This window comes from Streptomyces sp. NPDC107471 (genome assembly GCF_055582845.1).
This window is the reverse complement of record NZ_JBVJPC010000016.1, coordinates 146,394-161,461: the sequence shown is the minus strand read 5'-3', so window position 1 is coordinate 161,461 and position 15,068 is coordinate 146,394. Positions and strand designations below refer to the sequence as shown.

The following is a 15,068-nucleotide window of genomic DNA, read 5'->3' as shown; positions in this document are numbered from 1 at the left end:
CCGTCCCCCGCGATCCCACCCCCGCCCGCCCCGGCGGTCCCGCACCGCGCGGGATCTCACCCGCGCGGCCTCACGTCTCCGTGCGGTACATCAGGTCCGTCTCGTAGGTCGTGAAGCCGAGCCGCTCGTAGACCGAGACCGCCGCCTTGTTGTCGGCGTCGACGTAGAGCATCGCGGTCGGCAGGCCCTGGGCGGCGAGATGGCGCAGGCCGATCGTCGTGAGGGCCTTGCCGAGTCCGCCGCCCTGGGTGCCGGGGCGGACGCCGAGGACGTAGACCTCGCCGAGCTGTTCGGCCGCGTGCACCTTGGTCCAGTGGAAGCCGACCAGTTCGCCGTCGCGGAAGGCCAGGAAGAAGCCCTCGGGGTCGAACCAGGCCTCGGACATGCGGTCGTCGAGGTCGCGCTGGGTCAGCGAGCCCTGCTCCGGGTGGTGGGCGAAGGCGGCCGCGTTCACCGCGAGCCAGGCGGCGTCGTCCTCGCCGGGCACGAAGGCGCGGACCGTCACGCCCGCCGGGAGCACCGGGTCGGGCAGCTCCAGACCGGCCAGCGGGCGCCGCATCTGCCGCAGCTCGCGGAAGAGGGTGAGCCCGAGGACCTGGGCGAGGTGACGGGCGGCGCTGTGGCCGCCGTGGGCCCACACCCGCAGCCGCTTGCCGGAGGCGGCGAGGAGCGCCGAGCCCAGGGCGCGGCCGTGGCCGTGGCCGCGGTGGGCGGGGTGCACGACCAGCTCCGCCGCCGGCGCCTCCACCGGGTCGGTGTCCTCCAACTGGGCGTATCCGGCCAGTTCGGTGCCGACGTGCAGCAGCAGATGGGACACGCCCTCGCGGGCGCCGCCCCTGAGCTGCAACCTGCCCTGTTCGGACACCGCTTGCTGGCCGTCGTCGTGCGCGGCCTCGGCGAGGAGCCCGAGGACCGCCTCGGTCTGTTCCGGCGAGAGTGCCGAAAGGGTCTCGATGGAGCGGGAGATGCCGGGGCGTGCGATGTCGTCGCTGGTCATGGCTACGAGGGTAAGGGGAGGGTGCGGCAAAGCGGCGGCAAAGAAGCAACCAGGATGTAACCACGAAACCTCTGTCGCGCTACGCGCGTTGACCCTAGGCTGCGGCCGGACGGGGGCACTCTCACATCCGGAACACAGGGGGGCGTATGCCAGCCATATCCCAGTCGGACCTGACCGATCAGCCGGGTCGGTCGGACCGGCCGAACCGTTCGGACGCCGGTCGCCGCGGACGTCGTACGTACCGTCTGGTCGCCGTGGCCGCCGGTCTCGCCACCGTCGGCGCCCTGGCCGCCGCACTGCCCGCGGGCGCGCACGACAACAAGCACGGCAAGCCGCTGCCGAGCCGCTACCAGGACGTCCAGCTCCTGTCCTTCAACGACCTGCACGGCAACCTGGAGCCGCCGTCCGGCTCCTCCGGCCGGGTCACCGAGCTCCAGGCGGACGGGACGACGAAGACCATCGACGCGGGCGGTGTCGAGTACCTCGCCACCCATCTGCGCGAGGCCCGCAAGGGCAACGCCTACTCCGTCACGGCCGCCGGCGGTGACATGGTCGGCGCGTCCCCGCTCGTCTCGGGCCTCTTCCACGACGAGCCCACCATCGAGGCGCTGAACAAGCTCGACCTCGATGTGACGAGCGTCGGCAACCACGAGTTCGACGAGGGCGCGAAGGAACTGGCCCGGCTCCAGAACGGTGGCTGCCACCCCACCGCCGGCTGCTACACCGACAAGGAGTTCGAGGGCGCCGACTTCCCCTACCTCGCCGCGAACGTCCTGGACGAGAGGACCGGCAGGCCGATCCTCAAGCCGTACTGGGTGTGGAAGAAGAAGGACGTCAAGGTCGGCTTCATCGGCGTCACCCTGGAGGACACCCCCGGTGTCGTCTCCGCCGAGGGCGTCAAGGGCCTGAAGTTCAAGGACGAGGTCGAGACGATCAACAAGTACGCCCGCGTGCTCCAGAAGCAGGGCGTGAAGTCGATCGTGGCCCTCATCCACGAGGGCGGGGCCCCGGCCTCCGCCGCCTACAACTACGACTGTGACGCGCCCGGTGCCGGCGACGGCATCTCCGGCCCGATCGTCGACATCGCCAAGAACATCTCGCCGTCCGTGGACGCCCTGGTCACCGGCCACACCCACGCGGCCTACGTGTGCACGATCGACGACCCGGCGGGCAACCCGCGCATGGTCACCTCGGCCGCCTCCTTCGGCCGGCTCTACACCGACACCACGCTGACGTACGACCGCTTCACCGGCGACATCGCCCGTACGGCCGTGAAGTCGGCGAACCACGTGGTCACCCGGACCGTCGCCAAGGCGCCCGACATGACCGAGCTGATCGGCAGGTGGAACACCCTCGCGGCGCCCATCGGCAACCGTCCGATCGGCTACATCTCCGCCGACGTCCCGAGCACCGGCACCGAGTCCCCGATGGGTGACCTGATCGCCGACGCGCAGCTCGCCCACGGCAAGGGGCTCGACCCCGAGACCGACCTCGCGCTGATGAACCCGGGCGGGGTCCGGGCGGGCCTGACCTACGCGGCCAAGGGGACCGAGGGCGACGGGGTGGTGACATACGCCGAGGGCTTCACCGTGCAGCCGTTCTCCAACACCGTGAACCTCCAGGACTTCACCGGCGCCCAGCTCGTCAAGGTCCTCCAGGAGCAGGTGAGCGGCTCGAACGCGGCCTCGCCGAAGATCCTGCTGCCGTCGGCGAACCTCACCTACACGCTCGACCTGACGAAGACCGGCGCGGACCGGATCGTCGTCGACTCCGTGAAGCTGAACGGCACGGCCCTCGACCCGGCGGCCACCTACCGCGTCGCGACCAACAGCTTCCTCGCGGGCGGCGGCGACGGCTTCACCACGCTGGGCCAGGGCACGAACGACCTCGTCGGCGGCGACGACCTCGCCGCTCTCGTGGCGTACCTGACGGCCAACTCGTCGGCGGGCAGCCCGATCGCCCCGCCGGCCGCGAACCGGATCACGATCGTCCAGTAGGGCGCCTGCCGCAGCGCACCGCGCACTCCCCGGCCCCGCCGATCACCCACCGCCTCACCGGGCGGTGGTGTCGGCGGGGCCGTTCCATGTCCGGCTCGGTCCGTGGATGTCCGGCCTTAAATTCTGTGTCAGCCTTTCAATTCTCAGGCGATGCACATCCAGTCTTATTGAGGTCTAAGGCGAAATGGCTTTTTTGGCTGCGGGAGTGCCGTAGTGTTTTCCATGTCGAAAGCGAAAAACGTAAAAGCAAAGGACGACACGATGAGCTTCCGCAAGATCGCCCCGGTGAAGAAGACCCGCAAGCCCGCCTCGGCCCCGAAGAAGGCCCAGCCGAAGAAGCAGGCGCCGAAGCGTCGCCCGGTCGCCCACAAGGGCTGACAAAGAATTTACTCACGTAAATCAAATTCAACTGTTGCAGAACTCTGACAGAGAAGGATGCAGACATGAGCTTCCACAAGATCGTGCCCGTGAAGAAGGCCGCCAAGCCCGCTCCGGCGCCGAAGAAGAAGGCCCACAAGAAGGCCGCGCCGAAGCGCCGCCCGGTTGCCCACAAGGGCTGAGGCAGCACACCACGAGGCGGGGTCACCGGTGAGCGAGCGTGTCTCGCGCCGGGGCCCCGCCTCGGCCGTCCCCGCCGCCCGGGACGGCCGTACCTGAAAGGAAGTCGTCATGAGGGAGGTCCGCGAGGCCTTCAGTCGTTTCTGGCCGCTGACCCGCGGCGACCGCAAGTGGCTGGCGGCGATCGTCGCGTGCGTGGTGGTCTCCGCGCTCGCCGAGACCGCCGCGCTCCTGCTGTTCGCGGAACTCACCGACACCGCCCTCAAGGCCGGTTCGCTGGCCGCCTTCTGGGGCCCGGCCGGCGCCTGGCTCGCGGTGGCCGCACTGGGCGCGCTCGTCGGCTACCTCGGCAACTCGCTCGCGACCTGGACCGCGGAGAGATTCGTGCTGCGGTTGCGCGCGAAGGTGTTCCGGCACGTCCAGGACCTGCCCCCGCACTTCTTCCAGCGGCACCGCCACGGCGACCTGGTCGAACGCCTCACCGGAGACGTCGAGGCCATCGAGCAGATGGTCGTGTCCGGAGTCGTCGGCACGGTCGCCGCCGCGTTCTCCGCGCTCTTCTACTCGGCGGCCGCCCTCTACCTGCGCTGGGACCTGGCCCTCGCCACCTTCGTCCTCGCGCCCCTGTTCCTGTTCGCCGCCCGCCGCTTCTCCGGCCGCATCAGGGAGGCCGCACAGGACGAGCGGGTCGCGGACGGCGCGATCACCTCCGTCGTGGCGGAGTCCCTCGGCAACGTCGTGCTGACCCAGGCGTACAACCGCCGCCGCGACGAGGAGCGGCGCCTGGACCGCGAGGCCCGCGCCTGGATGCGGGCGTCGGTGCGCGGAGCCCGGCTCAGCGAGATGTACGAGCAGTTCGTCGAGGTCGTGGAGACGCTCTGCGTGCTCGCCGTGATCGGGCTGGGCGTCTGGGAGATCTCGGCCGACCGGATGACCCTGGGCCAACTGCTCGCCTTCGCCGCCTTCATCGGCTACCTGTACCCGCCCGTCCGCAACCTCGGTCAACTCGGCCTCACCCTCACGGCCGCCACCGCGGGTGCCCGGCGCCTGAACGAGATCCTGGACGCGCGGCCCTCGGTGGGCGACCCGGCCGAACCCGTCCCCGCCTGGCCGGTCCGCGGCTGGGTCGGCTTCCACGGGGTGCGCTTTCGCTATCCGGACGCCCACCGCGACTCCCTCACCGACGTGTCCTTCTCGGCCGCCCCCGGCGAGCTGGTCATCGTCACCGGCCCGAGCGGCGCCGGCAAGTCCACCCTGTCCAAGCTCCTCACCCGCTTCTACGACCCCTCGGCGGGCGCGATCACCCTGGACGGAGTCCCGCTCCCGCACCTGGGCCTGGAGTTCCTGCGGGAGCAGATCGCCCTGCTCCCGCAGGAGACGCTGATCCTCAACGGCACCATCCGCGAGAACATCGGGACGGGCCGGCCGGGCGCGAGCGACACGGAGATCGAACAGGCGGCCCGCGCGGCCGCGGCCCACGACTTCGTGGCGGCCCTACACGAGGGCTACGACACCCTCATCGCCCCCGGCACGGCGGCCCTGTCCGGCGGCCAGCTCAAGCGGATCACCCTCGCCCGCGCGATGCTCCGGGCCGCTCCCGTCCTGGTCCTCGACGAACCCACGGCCGGCCTGGACTCGGTGGCCGCCCGTCAGGTGGTCCAGCCCCTGCGCCGGCTGATGTCCGGCCGCACGACCATCATGATCACCCACGATCTGAGCCTGGCCCCGGACGCGGACCGGATCCTCGTGGTGGACGGCGGACGCCTGGTGGAGGCGGGCACCCACGCCGAACTGGTGGCCCGCCGAGGCACCTACGCCCGTCTCCTCGGCCCGCTCCCGCAGGACACCGCGGTCCCGCGGCTGCCGGACGACACCCTGACCCTCAGGCGCTGACCCTCACGCGCTGACGCGCAGGCTGTACCCCATGCCCCGCACGGTCTGGACGAGCCGCGGTTCGCCGCGGCTCTCCAGTTTCCGCCGGACGTACATCACGTACACGTCGAGGGTGTTGGAGGACGGTTCGAAGTCGAAGCCCCAGACCTCCTTGAGGAGCTGGGAGCGGCTGAGGACCTTGCCGGGGTGGCGCATCAGATGGACGAGGAGGGCGTACTCGGTCCGGGTGAGGTCCAGGCGGCGGGTGCCGCGGGTGACCGTGCGGGTGCGGAGGTCCACCGTGACGTCCGCGAAGGCGAGCCGGTCCGGCGGGGCGGCCGCCGGGGCGGGCCTGCGGGCGGTGCGGCGCAGCAGGGCGCGGACCCGGGCGAGCAGTTCCTCCGGCGCGAACGGCTTCGTCAGGTAGCCGTCGGCGCCGTTGTCCAGGGCGACGATTCGGTCGCCCACCGCGTCCCGGCCCGTGATCATCAGGATCGGGACCGTGGAGCCGGAGGCCCGGATCCTGCGGGTCGCGGCCAGGCCGTCGAGGCCGGGCATGGAGACGTCCATCAGCACGAGGTCCGGTGCGTCGCGCACGAGGTCCAGGGCCGTCCGGCCGTCCTCGGCGAGCACGGTCTCGTACCCCTCACCTGAGCAGCCGGCCGAGACCCTCCCGTACGTCCTCGTCGTCGTCGGCCAGCAGAATCTTCTCCGCCATCCCACCCACACTGGGGCGGAGCGCTGTGGCGGACCTGGCAGCCGGATGTGGCTGAGCTGGGTGCGACCGCGCCGGTCCGCTCCTCCCGGCACCTCCGTCCCCCGTCGCCCAGGGCCCGGCCCGGTCAGAACGGCTGCGCCGCCGCCACGAGCCGCCGGGGCAGGTACGGCGATCGCACCCTGATCCCCCAGCCCCGTCGCCGCGCGTGGCACACGAGGGCCAGGATGTCGAGACTGAGGACGGCGTCCGGGTCGGAGGGGCGGTCGGCCACGGCGTAGTGGTCGCGGTGGGCGGCGAGAGCGTCCAGGAGGGCCAGGTTGAAGCTCTCCTCGTCGCCCTCGACGAGCTGGGAGAAGAGCACCGCGGGCGGCGGCAGGACCCCCTGGTCACGGGCCTTGCCGGCGTCCCGCAGCGCCTGGTCCGTGGCCGGCTCCGGGTCCTCGCCGCACAGATAGGCGTGCAGCGCCCGCCGGTAGGAGGCCGCCACGGAACGGTCCGCACCGACCCGCTCCGGGCCCGCCAGGACCAGCGGCGCCAGATGCTCCCGCCGGCCCGTGATCAGCGCGAGGTGCACCGCCCGGTGCCAGGCCACCGGCCCGGCGTCCTCGTCCCGGCAGGCGGGGTACGTCACGGTCCTGCCGTCGATCGTCACCGGCACGTCGGTACCGGGCTCCGCCAGCGTCGTACGGAACAGCGCGGCGCCCAGCTCCGCGGCCAGCCGAAGGTTCTCCACCTGGGCGTCGCTCGCGTCCGGCGTGTGCGCGGCGCGGGTCCGGAAGAGGAGTTCCTGGTAGGTGACGGCGTAGGCCAGCTCGAAGGTGGTGAGCGACTTGCCCGGCACCGGGGTGACGGCGTCCCGGGTGTACAGCTCGAACTGCTCCTCGCTGTCCGGGTCCAGGGGGCGCGGCTCCAGACACCGCCCGAACTCCACCACGCCCGACGCGAGTTCGGCCACCGCGTCCGGGCGCCGGTCCCGGCCGTAGGGTCCCACCCGCGGCGGGGTGGCCCGGAACCCGGTGACCAGCGCGTCCGGCAGGTAGTCGCTGTCGGCGGCGGGCGGCCAGCCCTCGTCCCGGTGCGCCAGCGCCGTGAGCGCGATCGGCAGGAGGGGGAGGAGACTGCCCGGTCGCGCACCGGGCCCGGGGGTGCCGGTCAGCGGCCGCAGCAGGCGGACGACCGCCTCCCCGAACCCCTCCCGGTCGCCCGCGGTGAGCGCGCGCAGCGCCCGCAGCCCGATGCCGTACGGCTGGTCGGCGAGCGGGCGGCCGGTCTGCGCCGCCAGGGCCCGGACCCGGTCGAGCGCCGCGTCGAGCGCGGTGAGCTGCTGCTCGCGGGAGGGCGGGTGGGGGGCGTCGTCATCGCCGGTGTCGCCGACGACGTACGCCATGAAGCCGTTGATCAGTTCGGCGTCGGGGTGTCCGGAGCGGCCCCGCTGGGGTGCCTCGCGGGCGAAGTGGAAGGCCTCGCCGTGCCGGCCGGTCCGCTCGGTGAGGATCGCCAGGCAGAAGGCGTCCAGCCACCTGGCGGCGGTGACCGGCTCGGGGGTGCCGCCGGGCTCGCGGTCGTAGACCAGGCCCCAGTTCGGGTAGGTGAGGAAGACCTCGAAGCGGTCGCGCGGGTAGTAGGCCGCGTAGGCCACCGCGCCGGCGGCCGCCTCGGCGGCGTCCTCCAGGACCGCCTTCGCCTCGGGGGAGTGCAGATCGGGCGTCTCCACCGAGAGCGCGCCGAGGTACTCGACGAACTCCTGGGCGATCAGCCACCACTCCCACGCCGTCACCGGGCCGGCCTTGGACATGGAGTGGACCTGCGAACCGATCCGGTTCGCGAAGTCCTTCCGCACCGCGGAGACGGCCGCCTCGCCGACCCGATGCCTTTCGATACGCACCATTGTTCCGCTCCCCCGTCCGACTTCTTGATCTACGCGACCAGCCTAGATCGAGGGTCTGACAGCGGAGCGGAAGCAGAGGAAACGGCAGGTCAGGAGCTGCTCGGCGTCCAACCGGCCAGCCAGTCGGCGACCTCCTGGTCCGCGGCCTGGGCGTCGGTGAGCTGCGGCCGCTCGGACGAGGCCGCACCCGAGCCCGCACCGCTGTTCCGGTACTCCGCGAACCGGTCGGCCTTCCAGGAGAAGCCGCTCATGTCGGTCCACGGCGTGGACTTGACCGCCGCGCTCAGCGAGGTGTTGCGGACCGTCGTCTGCGGGTCGAGGCTCGCGTCGCCGCCGGCGTGCCAGGGGCGGCCGAGGTAGAAGCTCGCGGACGAGACGTCCCCGTTCACCGTCGAGTTGGCGATGAGGATGCCCTTGCGGTTCGCGGCGGTGCTGGGCGCGGTGACGTAACCGGCCGAGGTGCCGTTCCAGCGCTTCTTCAGCGTGATGACGGACTTGTCGATCACCGCGGTCGCCCGGCCGAAGATGAAGTCGACGTTGCCGACGACGTAGGAGTTCGTCATGTAGACACGGCCGAGCTTGTCCTTGGCGGCGGTGTCCACCAGCAGCGTGTCCTGGTCGCCGCTGACGATGACCCCGTCGAGGAACACCTTGTCGGCGGCGGTGCGCAGGGCGACGGCCTGGTTGGCGATGTCCTGGTGGGCGGCCTCGTCGAAGTCGTTGGAGATCGACAGGTTGCGGGCCTGGAAGTCGTCGGCCTCGACGGCGACGGTGGCGCTGCCGCCGGTGCCGTAGGTGCCGGAGCCGTCGGGCTTGGTGGTGCCGGACGCGTTGTTGTAGACGATCACCGTGTCGCTGCGGCTGGACCCGGTGCCCTGGATGGTCACGTGCGGCTTGTCGGACGGCACCTTGACCAGCTCGCGGTACGTCCCCGGCTTGACCTGGATGACCACCCGCGAGGCGTTGCCGGCCGGTACGGCGTTCACCGCGGCCTGCACGGTCGAGTACTGCCCGCTGCCGTCCTTGGCGACGGTGAGCGTCGTGGCCGCCGCGGCCTTGGCGGTGGCCGTCGTACCGATGGAACTGCGCGGTCCCGTCCCCGACTTGAGCAGGGCGGGCACGTCGGCGGTGTTGTCGAGGGTGTAGGCGTAGTACGTCCTCGGATCGAAGGCGGTGCCCCCGCTCTCGTTCCTGCCGCTGGTGCCCACGAAGGTGTTGCCCTTCTGGACGATGCTCGCGGTGCTGTCCTTGATGACGGGGTTCTTGAAGCCCTGGAACCAGGAGTTCTCCAGGACCATCCTGGTCGCGCCGCGCGAGTAGTTGCCGTAGGAGGAGGCGATGTCGGTGCCGGCCACGTCCTCCAGGAAGTTGTTGTAGAGGTGCGCGTGGGCGGCGTTGTCCGTCGACGGATTGCGCTGTTCGGTCTCGCGGATCCAGTTGTGGTGGATGGTGATGTCGGTGACGACGTTCTCCGTCCAGCCGATGCCGAACGCCTTGTTGTCCTGGCTGAGCCGGTTCCAGGAGACCGTCACGTAGGTGCTGTCCTTGCGGACGTCGATGAGCCCGTCGGCCATGTGCCGCAGGTCGTTGTGGTCGATCCAGACATGGTGGGCGCCGTCCATCTGGATGGCGTCGAAGTCGTGGTCCTTGTCGTTCCAGACACCTTGGTAGGTGTCCCGGACGGTCAGGTTGCGGATGATGACGTTGTGCACGCCCGGGCCCAGGAAGAAGCCGCCGCCGACGATCTGCCCGGAGGTCCCGGACCCGACGATGGTCTTGTCCGACTGGACCTTGATCTCCTTGCCGACCGGGTCCATGGCGATGGCCGCGGCGACGACGATGACGTACGGCTCGCTCGCGGTCGCGTACTTCTCCAGGTCGGCCTGGGTCCTCACGGTCACGGTCCGGCCGTCCCGGCCGCCGTACGTGCCGTTCTGCCCGAGCGCGTCGACCGAGGCGAAGCCGTCCGCGGTGGCGGTGGCCCAGTCGGCGGCGGCGGCGGTGGCGGCGGCCGCGGGGGTCTGGACACCGGGGAGCATGCCGTAGGCCATGACTGCCAAGGCGCTCAGCGCCGGCGGGAGACCGACCGCCAGGGCCGTCCTCCGGCTGCGGTGGCGGGCCTTGCTGTGTGTCTCACTCATAGCGGTTCCGTTCCGTGGGGGGATGGACCGCAGTGCAGTCGCCGCTCCCGCACGGAAGGTTGCCGCCTGAACCAGCCTACTGTGCGGGCGTCTCCGGCGGCGGAGTCGGCGCCCCCGGCAGTCGTACGGTCGCGATGGTGCCGCCGCCCTCGGCGTGATCCAGGGTGACCTCGCCGCCGGCCTGCCGGACTGTGCGGGCCACGATGGACAGGCCGAGGCCGGAGCCGGGCAGGGCGCGGGCGCTGGGGGAGCGCCAGAAGCGGTCGAAGACGTGCGGGAGTTCCTCGGCGGGGATGCCGGGGCCGTGGTCGCGGACGGTCAGGACGCCCCCGGTGAGCCGGACGTCGACGGTGCCGCCCTCGGGGCTGAACTTCACGGCGTTGTCCAGGATGTTGACCACGGCACGCTCCAGAGCGGCCGGTTCCGCGCGCGTGTACCAGGGCTCCAGCGAGGCGTTGACGGTCAGCTCCGGTCCGCGCAGCCGGGCCCGGCGCAGGGCCGCCTCGACGGTGTCCTCCAGCGAGACGACCTGCACGCGTTCGCCGCGCTGGCCCTCCGAGCGGGACAGTTCCTGCAGATCGCCTATGAGGGCGGCCAGTTCGGTCATCTGCGCCTTCACCGAGGCGAGCAGTGCCTTGCGGTCGGCCTCGGGGATGGGGCGGCCGGTCTCCTCGCTGCGGGTGAGGAGTTCGATGTTGGTGCGCAGGGAGGTGAGCGGGGTGCGCAGCTCGTGCCCCGCGTCGGCGATGAGCTGCTGCTGGAGCTCGTGGGAGCTGGCGAGGGAGCTGGTCATCGAGTTGAAGGACCGGGACAGCCGGGCGACCTCGTCCTCGGCGTCCTCGTCGACGGGGATGCGGATGCTCAGGTCCTCGGTCCTGGCCACGTGTTCCACGGCCTCGGTGAGCTTGTCCACGGGCCGCAGACCGGCCCGTGCCACGGCGAGCCCGGCGGCACCGGCCCCGAGCACTCCGACGCCGGAGACGAGGAGCAGGATCAGGGCGAGTTCGTTGAGGGTGGACTGGGTGCTCTTGAGGGGGACCGCGAGAAGCAGGGCGACTCCCCGGGAATCGCTGGTGTCGACACCCAGGTACCGGGTCAGCACACGTACGGAGTTGCCGTCCTCGTCGGTGCCGTTGCGGAAGTAGAGCGTGCTGCCGCTCGCGGTCTCGATGACGTCCTTGTCGGCGTCGGTCACCCTCACCGTCCCCGGCGAGGTCGGGTCGACACAGGGGTCGCCCTCCGCCTTGATCGCCTGGACGTAGTCGTTCCGGCCGGGGAACACCTGCGTGTTCTTCTCCGGGGCCTGCGTACACCTCTGGAGCAGCGCCCCCACCGTGCCGGGCCTGCTGGCCATCTCCTTCAAGTCGCCGTCGACCTGGTCGTACAGCTTCCCCTGCACGATGAACCAGCACGTCACCGACACCGCCGCCACCGCGAACGCCACCGCCGCCGCGACCAGCAGGGCCAGGCGGGACCGGATCGGCAGGGAACGGTACCGGCGCCGGAGCCTGTTCACTCCGCGCCCCCCTGCCGCAGCACGTACCCGACGCCCCGCACGGTGTGCACCAGCCGCGGCTCGCCGCCCGCCTCCGTCTTGCGGCGCAGGTACATGACGTAGACGTCCAGCGAGTTGGAGGAGGGCTCGAAGTCGAAGCCCCAGACCGCCTTCAGGATCTGCTCCCTGGTCAGCACCTGGCGCGGGTGCGCCATGAACATCTCCAGCAGGGTGAACTCCGTGCGGGTCAGTTCCACCGGCCGCCCGGCCCGGGTGACCTCACGCGTCGCGAGGTCCATCCGCAGGTCGGCGAAGGTGAGTGCCTCGTCGTCCTCGGCGGACGCCGCCCCGGCCGCCGCCGCGTAGGAGGACCGCCGCAGCAGCGCCCGCACCCGGGCGAAGAGCTCGTCCAGCTCGAACGGCTTGACCAGGTAGTCGTCGGCGCCCGCGTCGAGCCCGGTGACCCGGTCGCCGACCGTGTCGCGGGCCGTCAGCATCAGGATGGGCGTGGTGTCGCCCGCGCCGCGGATGCGCCGGGCGGCCGTGAGCCCGTCCATGCGGGGCATCTGGATGTCGAGGACGACCAGGTCGGGCTGGTACGCGGTGGCCTTGTCGAGCGCGTCGGCACCGTCCACGGCGACCTCGGTGTCGTAGCCCTCGAAGGCGAGGCTGCGCTGGAGTGCTTCGCGCACCGCCGGCTCGTCGTCGACGATCAGGATGCGCTGGGGGTCACGGTCGCCTTCGGCGGGGCTCATGGCTCGATTCCTCGGGTGCGGTGGGGAACGGGGACTGAAGGTGGTGAACGCTTTCAGCCTCGCACGGTTCCCCGCCGGCGCTGAAGGACGTGCTCCGGCACGGTCAGCCGCGTACGGGGCGGCGGCGGCCGCGGGCGGCGGTCGTCCCGCGGCGGGCCGCTGCCGTGGCGGCCACCTCGGGGGCCCGGGGCGCCGGGGCGTGCAGCGCGTACGCCACCTCGACGGCCAGGGCGAACCCGGCCGGGTCGGTCCCGGCCACCGTGTGCGAAACCTGCTTGATCATGACGTGCTCCTCGCGGGGGTCGGGGGGTCAGCTATCGGAGCCGCCGGCCCGCAGCGTGGCCAGGTCGGACTTGACGGTGTTGATCGGGATGGAGAATCCGAGGCCCGCGCTGCCGGCCGTGGACGAGTCGGAACTGGCCGAGTACATCGCCGAGTTGATGCCGATGATGTTGCCGTTCATGTCGATCAGCGCGCCGCCGGAGTTGCCCGGGTTGAGGGAGGCGTCCGTCTGGATCGCCTTGTACGTCGTCGTGGACGAGCCGGTGTCGCCGTTGAACTGCCGGCCGCCGAACTCGAACGGCCACTGGCCGTTGCCGCCGCCCTGGTTCTGACTCTGGCCCTCGTCGGTGGCGACGGTCACGTCCCGGTTCAGGGCGGAGACGATGCCGCTGGTCACGGTCCCGGTCAGGCCCTCGGGGGAACCGATCGCCACGACCTCGTCGCCGACCTGGACGCCGTCGGAGTTGCCGAGCGTGGCCGGGGACAGCCCGGAGGCGTTCTCCAGCTTGATGAGGGCGAGGTCCTTCTTGCTGTCGGTGCCGACGACCTTCGCGGTGTAGGTCTTGCCGTCGCTGGTGCTCACCTTGATGGTGGAGGCGCCGGAGATGACGTGGTTGTTGGTGATGATCTCGCCGTCGCTGGTGATGATCACGCCGGATCCGGTGGACTCACCGGCGTTCGAGGTGGCGTTGATCTCGACGATGCTCGGGCTGACCGCCTTGGCGACCCCGGCGACCGTGCCCTTGGCGGAGGACGGCACCACGTTGGTGCTGGTGCTGCTGGAGGCGACCGTGTCGTTGCCGGTCAGCTCCTGGATGCCGTAGGCGGTGCCGCCCCCGATGGCCGCGGCGACGATCGCGACGGCGGCGAGGAGGGCGAGGGGACCGGTGCGCCGCTTCGGGGCGGGCGCTGCGGGCTCGGCCGGGGCCGCGGTGAGGAGAGCGGTTCCGCCGCCGTCACCGTCACCGCCGTACGAACCGGCGCCCTGGGCGGCGAAGGCGGGGGCGGGCTGCGCCTGCTGCTGCCCCGGCCACACGGTGGTCGGCTCGACGGCCGGCGGCTGGGCCGGCGGGGGCGGCCACTCGGGGTTCACGGGCGACGAAGCGTGCTGCTGCTGGGCGCCCTGGGAGGGGTTCTCGTACTGCTCGTACTCGCCGTCGCGGCGGAAGCTCTCGGTCATGACAAAAAGCTTGTCGCGCGACCATGAGAGCTCCCTGAGTGCTTGCTGAGAAGCCCGGCAGAACCTCGTATGCCCGATATAAAGCCGCCGCTGGCCTTCGGTCAGGTCTTCTCAGACGGCCTTCAGGAAACTCACTCGCAGCCGCAGGAGCGGCGCACGACCAGCTTCGAGGGGAACACCTTCAGCCGCTCCCGGCGGGAGCCTGCGACCCGCAGCCCGTCGTCCAGCACCAGGTCCACCGCGGCCCGGGCCATCGCCGACCGGTCCGACGCGATCGTCGTCATCGGCGGGTCCGCCAGTGCCGCTTCCTTGATGTCGTCGAAGCCGATGACCGCCAGCTCGCCCGGCACGTCGATGCGCAGCTCGCGCGCGGCCCGCAGCAGGCCGATCGCCTGGTCGTCGGTGGAGCAGAAGATGGCCGGCGGGCGCCGCGGCCCGGCGAGGATCTCCAGCCCCACCTTGTACGCGTCGTAGCGGTTGTACGGCGCCTCGAAGAGCCGTCCCTCGGTCGGGAGCCCGGCCTCCTCCATGGCCTGCCGCCAGCCCTCGACGTGGTCGGAGACCGGGTCGCCGACGGAGGGGGTGTCGGCCGTGCCGCCCATGCAGGCGACGTAGGGGTAGCCGTGGCCCAGCAGGTGCTCCACGGCGGTCTTGGCGCCGGAGAGGTCGTCGAGGACGACGGCGACGTCGTCGATCGCCTCCGGCCGCTCGTGCAGCAGGACGACCCGGGCGTCCCAGGCGTCGATCTCGGCGGCGGCGTTGTCGTTGAGCGCGTGCGAGACCAGGATCAGCCCGGAGACCCGCATCCCGAGGAAGGCCCGCAGGTAGTGGACCTCGCGCTCGCCGATGTAGTCGGAGTTGCCGACGAGCACCATCTTGCCGCGCTCGGACGCGGCCTGTTCGACCGCGTGCGCCATCTCCGCGAAGAACGGCTGGCGCGCGTCCGGCACGATCAGGCCTATGAGATCGGTGCGCCGCGACGCCATCGCCTGGGCGACCCGGTCGGGCCGGTACCCCAGCTCCTTGATCGCGGCGAGGACACGCTCGCGCGTGGCCGGGGCAACCGGCCGGGGTCCGTTGTTGATGACGTAGCTGACCACCGCGGTGGACGTCCCCGCGAGTCTTGCCACGTCATCCCTGGTTACCTTGGCCACGCGCGGAGTCTACGCGGATGGACCCGCTCTG

Annotated in this window: 10 protein-coding genes and 1 pseudogene; 2 read left to right on the top strand and 9 right to left on the bottom strand. The window is 71.4% G+C overall.

What is annotated here, in order from left to right:
• Positions 1 to 70: 70 nt before the first annotated feature.
• Positions 71 to 997, bottom strand: a complete 927-nt coding sequence (gene mshD, locus ACZ66S_RS37910) for a mycothiol synthase (protein ID WP_469906123.1) — start codon at positions 995 to 997, stop codon at positions 71 to 73.
• Positions 998 to 1,143: 146 nt separating this feature from the next.
• On the opposite strand from mshD, the gene ACZ66S_RS37905 reads away from it, so the two are divergent.
• The gene (locus ACZ66S_RS37905; RefSeq protein ID WP_469906122.1) at positions 1,144 to 2,994 is read left to right on the top strand and encodes a bifunctional metallophosphatase/5'-nucleotidase; all 1,851 of its coding nucleotides are present in this window, start codon (positions 1,144 to 1,146) and stop codon (positions 2,992 to 2,994) included.
• 669 nt (positions 2,995 to 3,663) lie between these two features.
• Positions 3,664 to 5,445 carry an ABC transporter ATP-binding protein gene (locus ACZ66S_RS37900; protein ID WP_469906121.1) on the top strand — a complete coding sequence of 594 codons (1,782 nt, stop codon included), beginning with the start codon at positions 3,664 to 3,666 and terminating at the stop codon, positions 5,443 to 5,445.
• A 3-nt stretch (positions 5,446 to 5,448) separates the two neighbouring features.
• Here the strand turns inward: ACZ66S_RS37900 and ACZ66S_RS37895 are convergent.
• The 8 genes and pseudogenes from ACZ66S_RS37895 to ACZ66S_RS37860 all read right to left on the bottom strand — a co-directional run bounded on the left by ACZ66S_RS37895 (position 5,449) and on the right by ACZ66S_RS37860 (position 15,037).
• Positions 5,449 to 6,142: pseudogene (locus ACZ66S_RS37895) on the bottom strand (response regulator transcription factor).
• Positions 6,143 to 6,266: 124 nt separating this feature from the next.
• Positions 6,267 to 8,030 (bottom strand): immunity 49 family protein, encoded by a 1,764-nt coding sequence (locus ACZ66S_RS37890; protein ID WP_469906120.1) that lies wholly within the window; start codon positions 8,028 to 8,030, stop codon positions 6,267 to 6,269.
• 89 nt (positions 8,031 to 8,119) lie between these two features.
• Entirely contained in the window at positions 8,120 to 10,171 is a 2,052-nt protein-coding gene (locus tag ACZ66S_RS37885; RefSeq protein ID WP_469906119.1) for a pectinesterase family protein, read from the bottom strand.
• 76 nt (positions 10,172 to 10,247) lie between these two features.
• Positions 10,248 to 11,687, bottom strand: coding sequence for a sensor histidine kinase (locus tag ACZ66S_RS37880; protein WP_469906118.1), 1,440 nt, complete (start codon positions 11,685 to 11,687; stop codon positions 10,248 to 10,250).
• The gene (locus ACZ66S_RS37875) at positions 11,684 to 12,421 is read right to left on the bottom strand and encodes a response regulator transcription factor (protein ID WP_469906117.1); all 738 of its coding nucleotides are present in this window, start codon (positions 12,419 to 12,421) and stop codon (positions 11,684 to 11,686) included. Before ACZ66S_RS37875 ends, ACZ66S_RS37880 begins: the two co-directional genes overlap by 4 nt.
• 103 nt (positions 12,422 to 12,524) lie before the next feature.
• Positions 12,525 to 12,704 carry a hypothetical protein gene (locus ACZ66S_RS37870; RefSeq protein WP_469906116.1) on the bottom strand — a complete coding sequence of 60 codons (180 nt, stop codon included), beginning with the start codon at positions 12,702 to 12,704 and terminating at the stop codon, positions 12,525 to 12,527.
• A 27-nt stretch (positions 12,705 to 12,731) separates the two neighbouring features.
• On the bottom strand, positions 12,732 to 13,883 hold the full coding sequence (locus tag ACZ66S_RS37865) for a S1C family serine protease (RefSeq protein ID WP_469906115.1): 1,152 nt from the start codon (positions 13,881 to 13,883) through the stop codon (positions 12,732 to 12,734).
• Positions 13,884 to 14,014: 131 nt separating this feature from the next.
• Complete coding sequence (locus ACZ66S_RS37860) at positions 14,015 to 15,037, bottom strand: LacI family DNA-binding transcriptional regulator (RefSeq protein WP_469906114.1); 1,023 nt, start codon at positions 15,035 to 15,037, stop codon at positions 14,015 to 14,017.
• Positions 15,038 to 15,068 lie beyond the last annotated feature (31 nt).

What these genes read in the sequence shown, in the direction of transcription:
- ACZ66S_RS37870 (WP_469906116.1), bottom strand. Translation starts at nt 12,704, where the DNA reads ATGATCAAGCAGGTTTCGCACACGGTGGCCGGGACCGACCCGGCCGGG.
- ACZ66S_RS37865 (WP_469906115.1), bottom strand. Translation starts at nt 13,883, where the DNA reads ATGACCGAGAGCTTCCGCCGCGACGGCGAGTACGAGCAGTACGAGAAC.
- mshD (WP_469906123.1), bottom strand. Translation starts at nt 997, where the DNA reads ATGACCAGCGACGACATCGCACGCCCCGGCATCTCCCGCTCCATCGAG.
- ACZ66S_RS37885 (WP_469906119.1), bottom strand. Translation starts at nt 10,171, where the DNA reads ATGAGTGAGACACACAGCAAGGCCCGCCACCGCAGCCGGAGGACGGCC.
- ACZ66S_RS37875 (WP_469906117.1), bottom strand. Translation starts at nt 12,421, where the DNA reads ATGAGCCCCGCCGAAGGCGACCGTGACCCCCAGCGCATCCTGATCGTC.
- ACZ66S_RS37890 (WP_469906120.1), bottom strand. Translation starts at nt 8,030, where the DNA reads ATGGTGCGTATCGAAAGGCATCGGGTCGGCGAGGCGGCCGTCTCCGCG.
- ACZ66S_RS37905 (WP_469906122.1), top strand. Translation starts at nt 1,144, where the DNA reads ATGCCAGCCATATCCCAGTCGGACCTGACCGATCAGCCGGGTCGGTCG.
- ACZ66S_RS37900 (WP_469906121.1), top strand. Translation starts at nt 3,664, where the DNA reads ATGAGGGAGGTCCGCGAGGCCTTCAGTCGTTTCTGGCCGCTGACCCGC.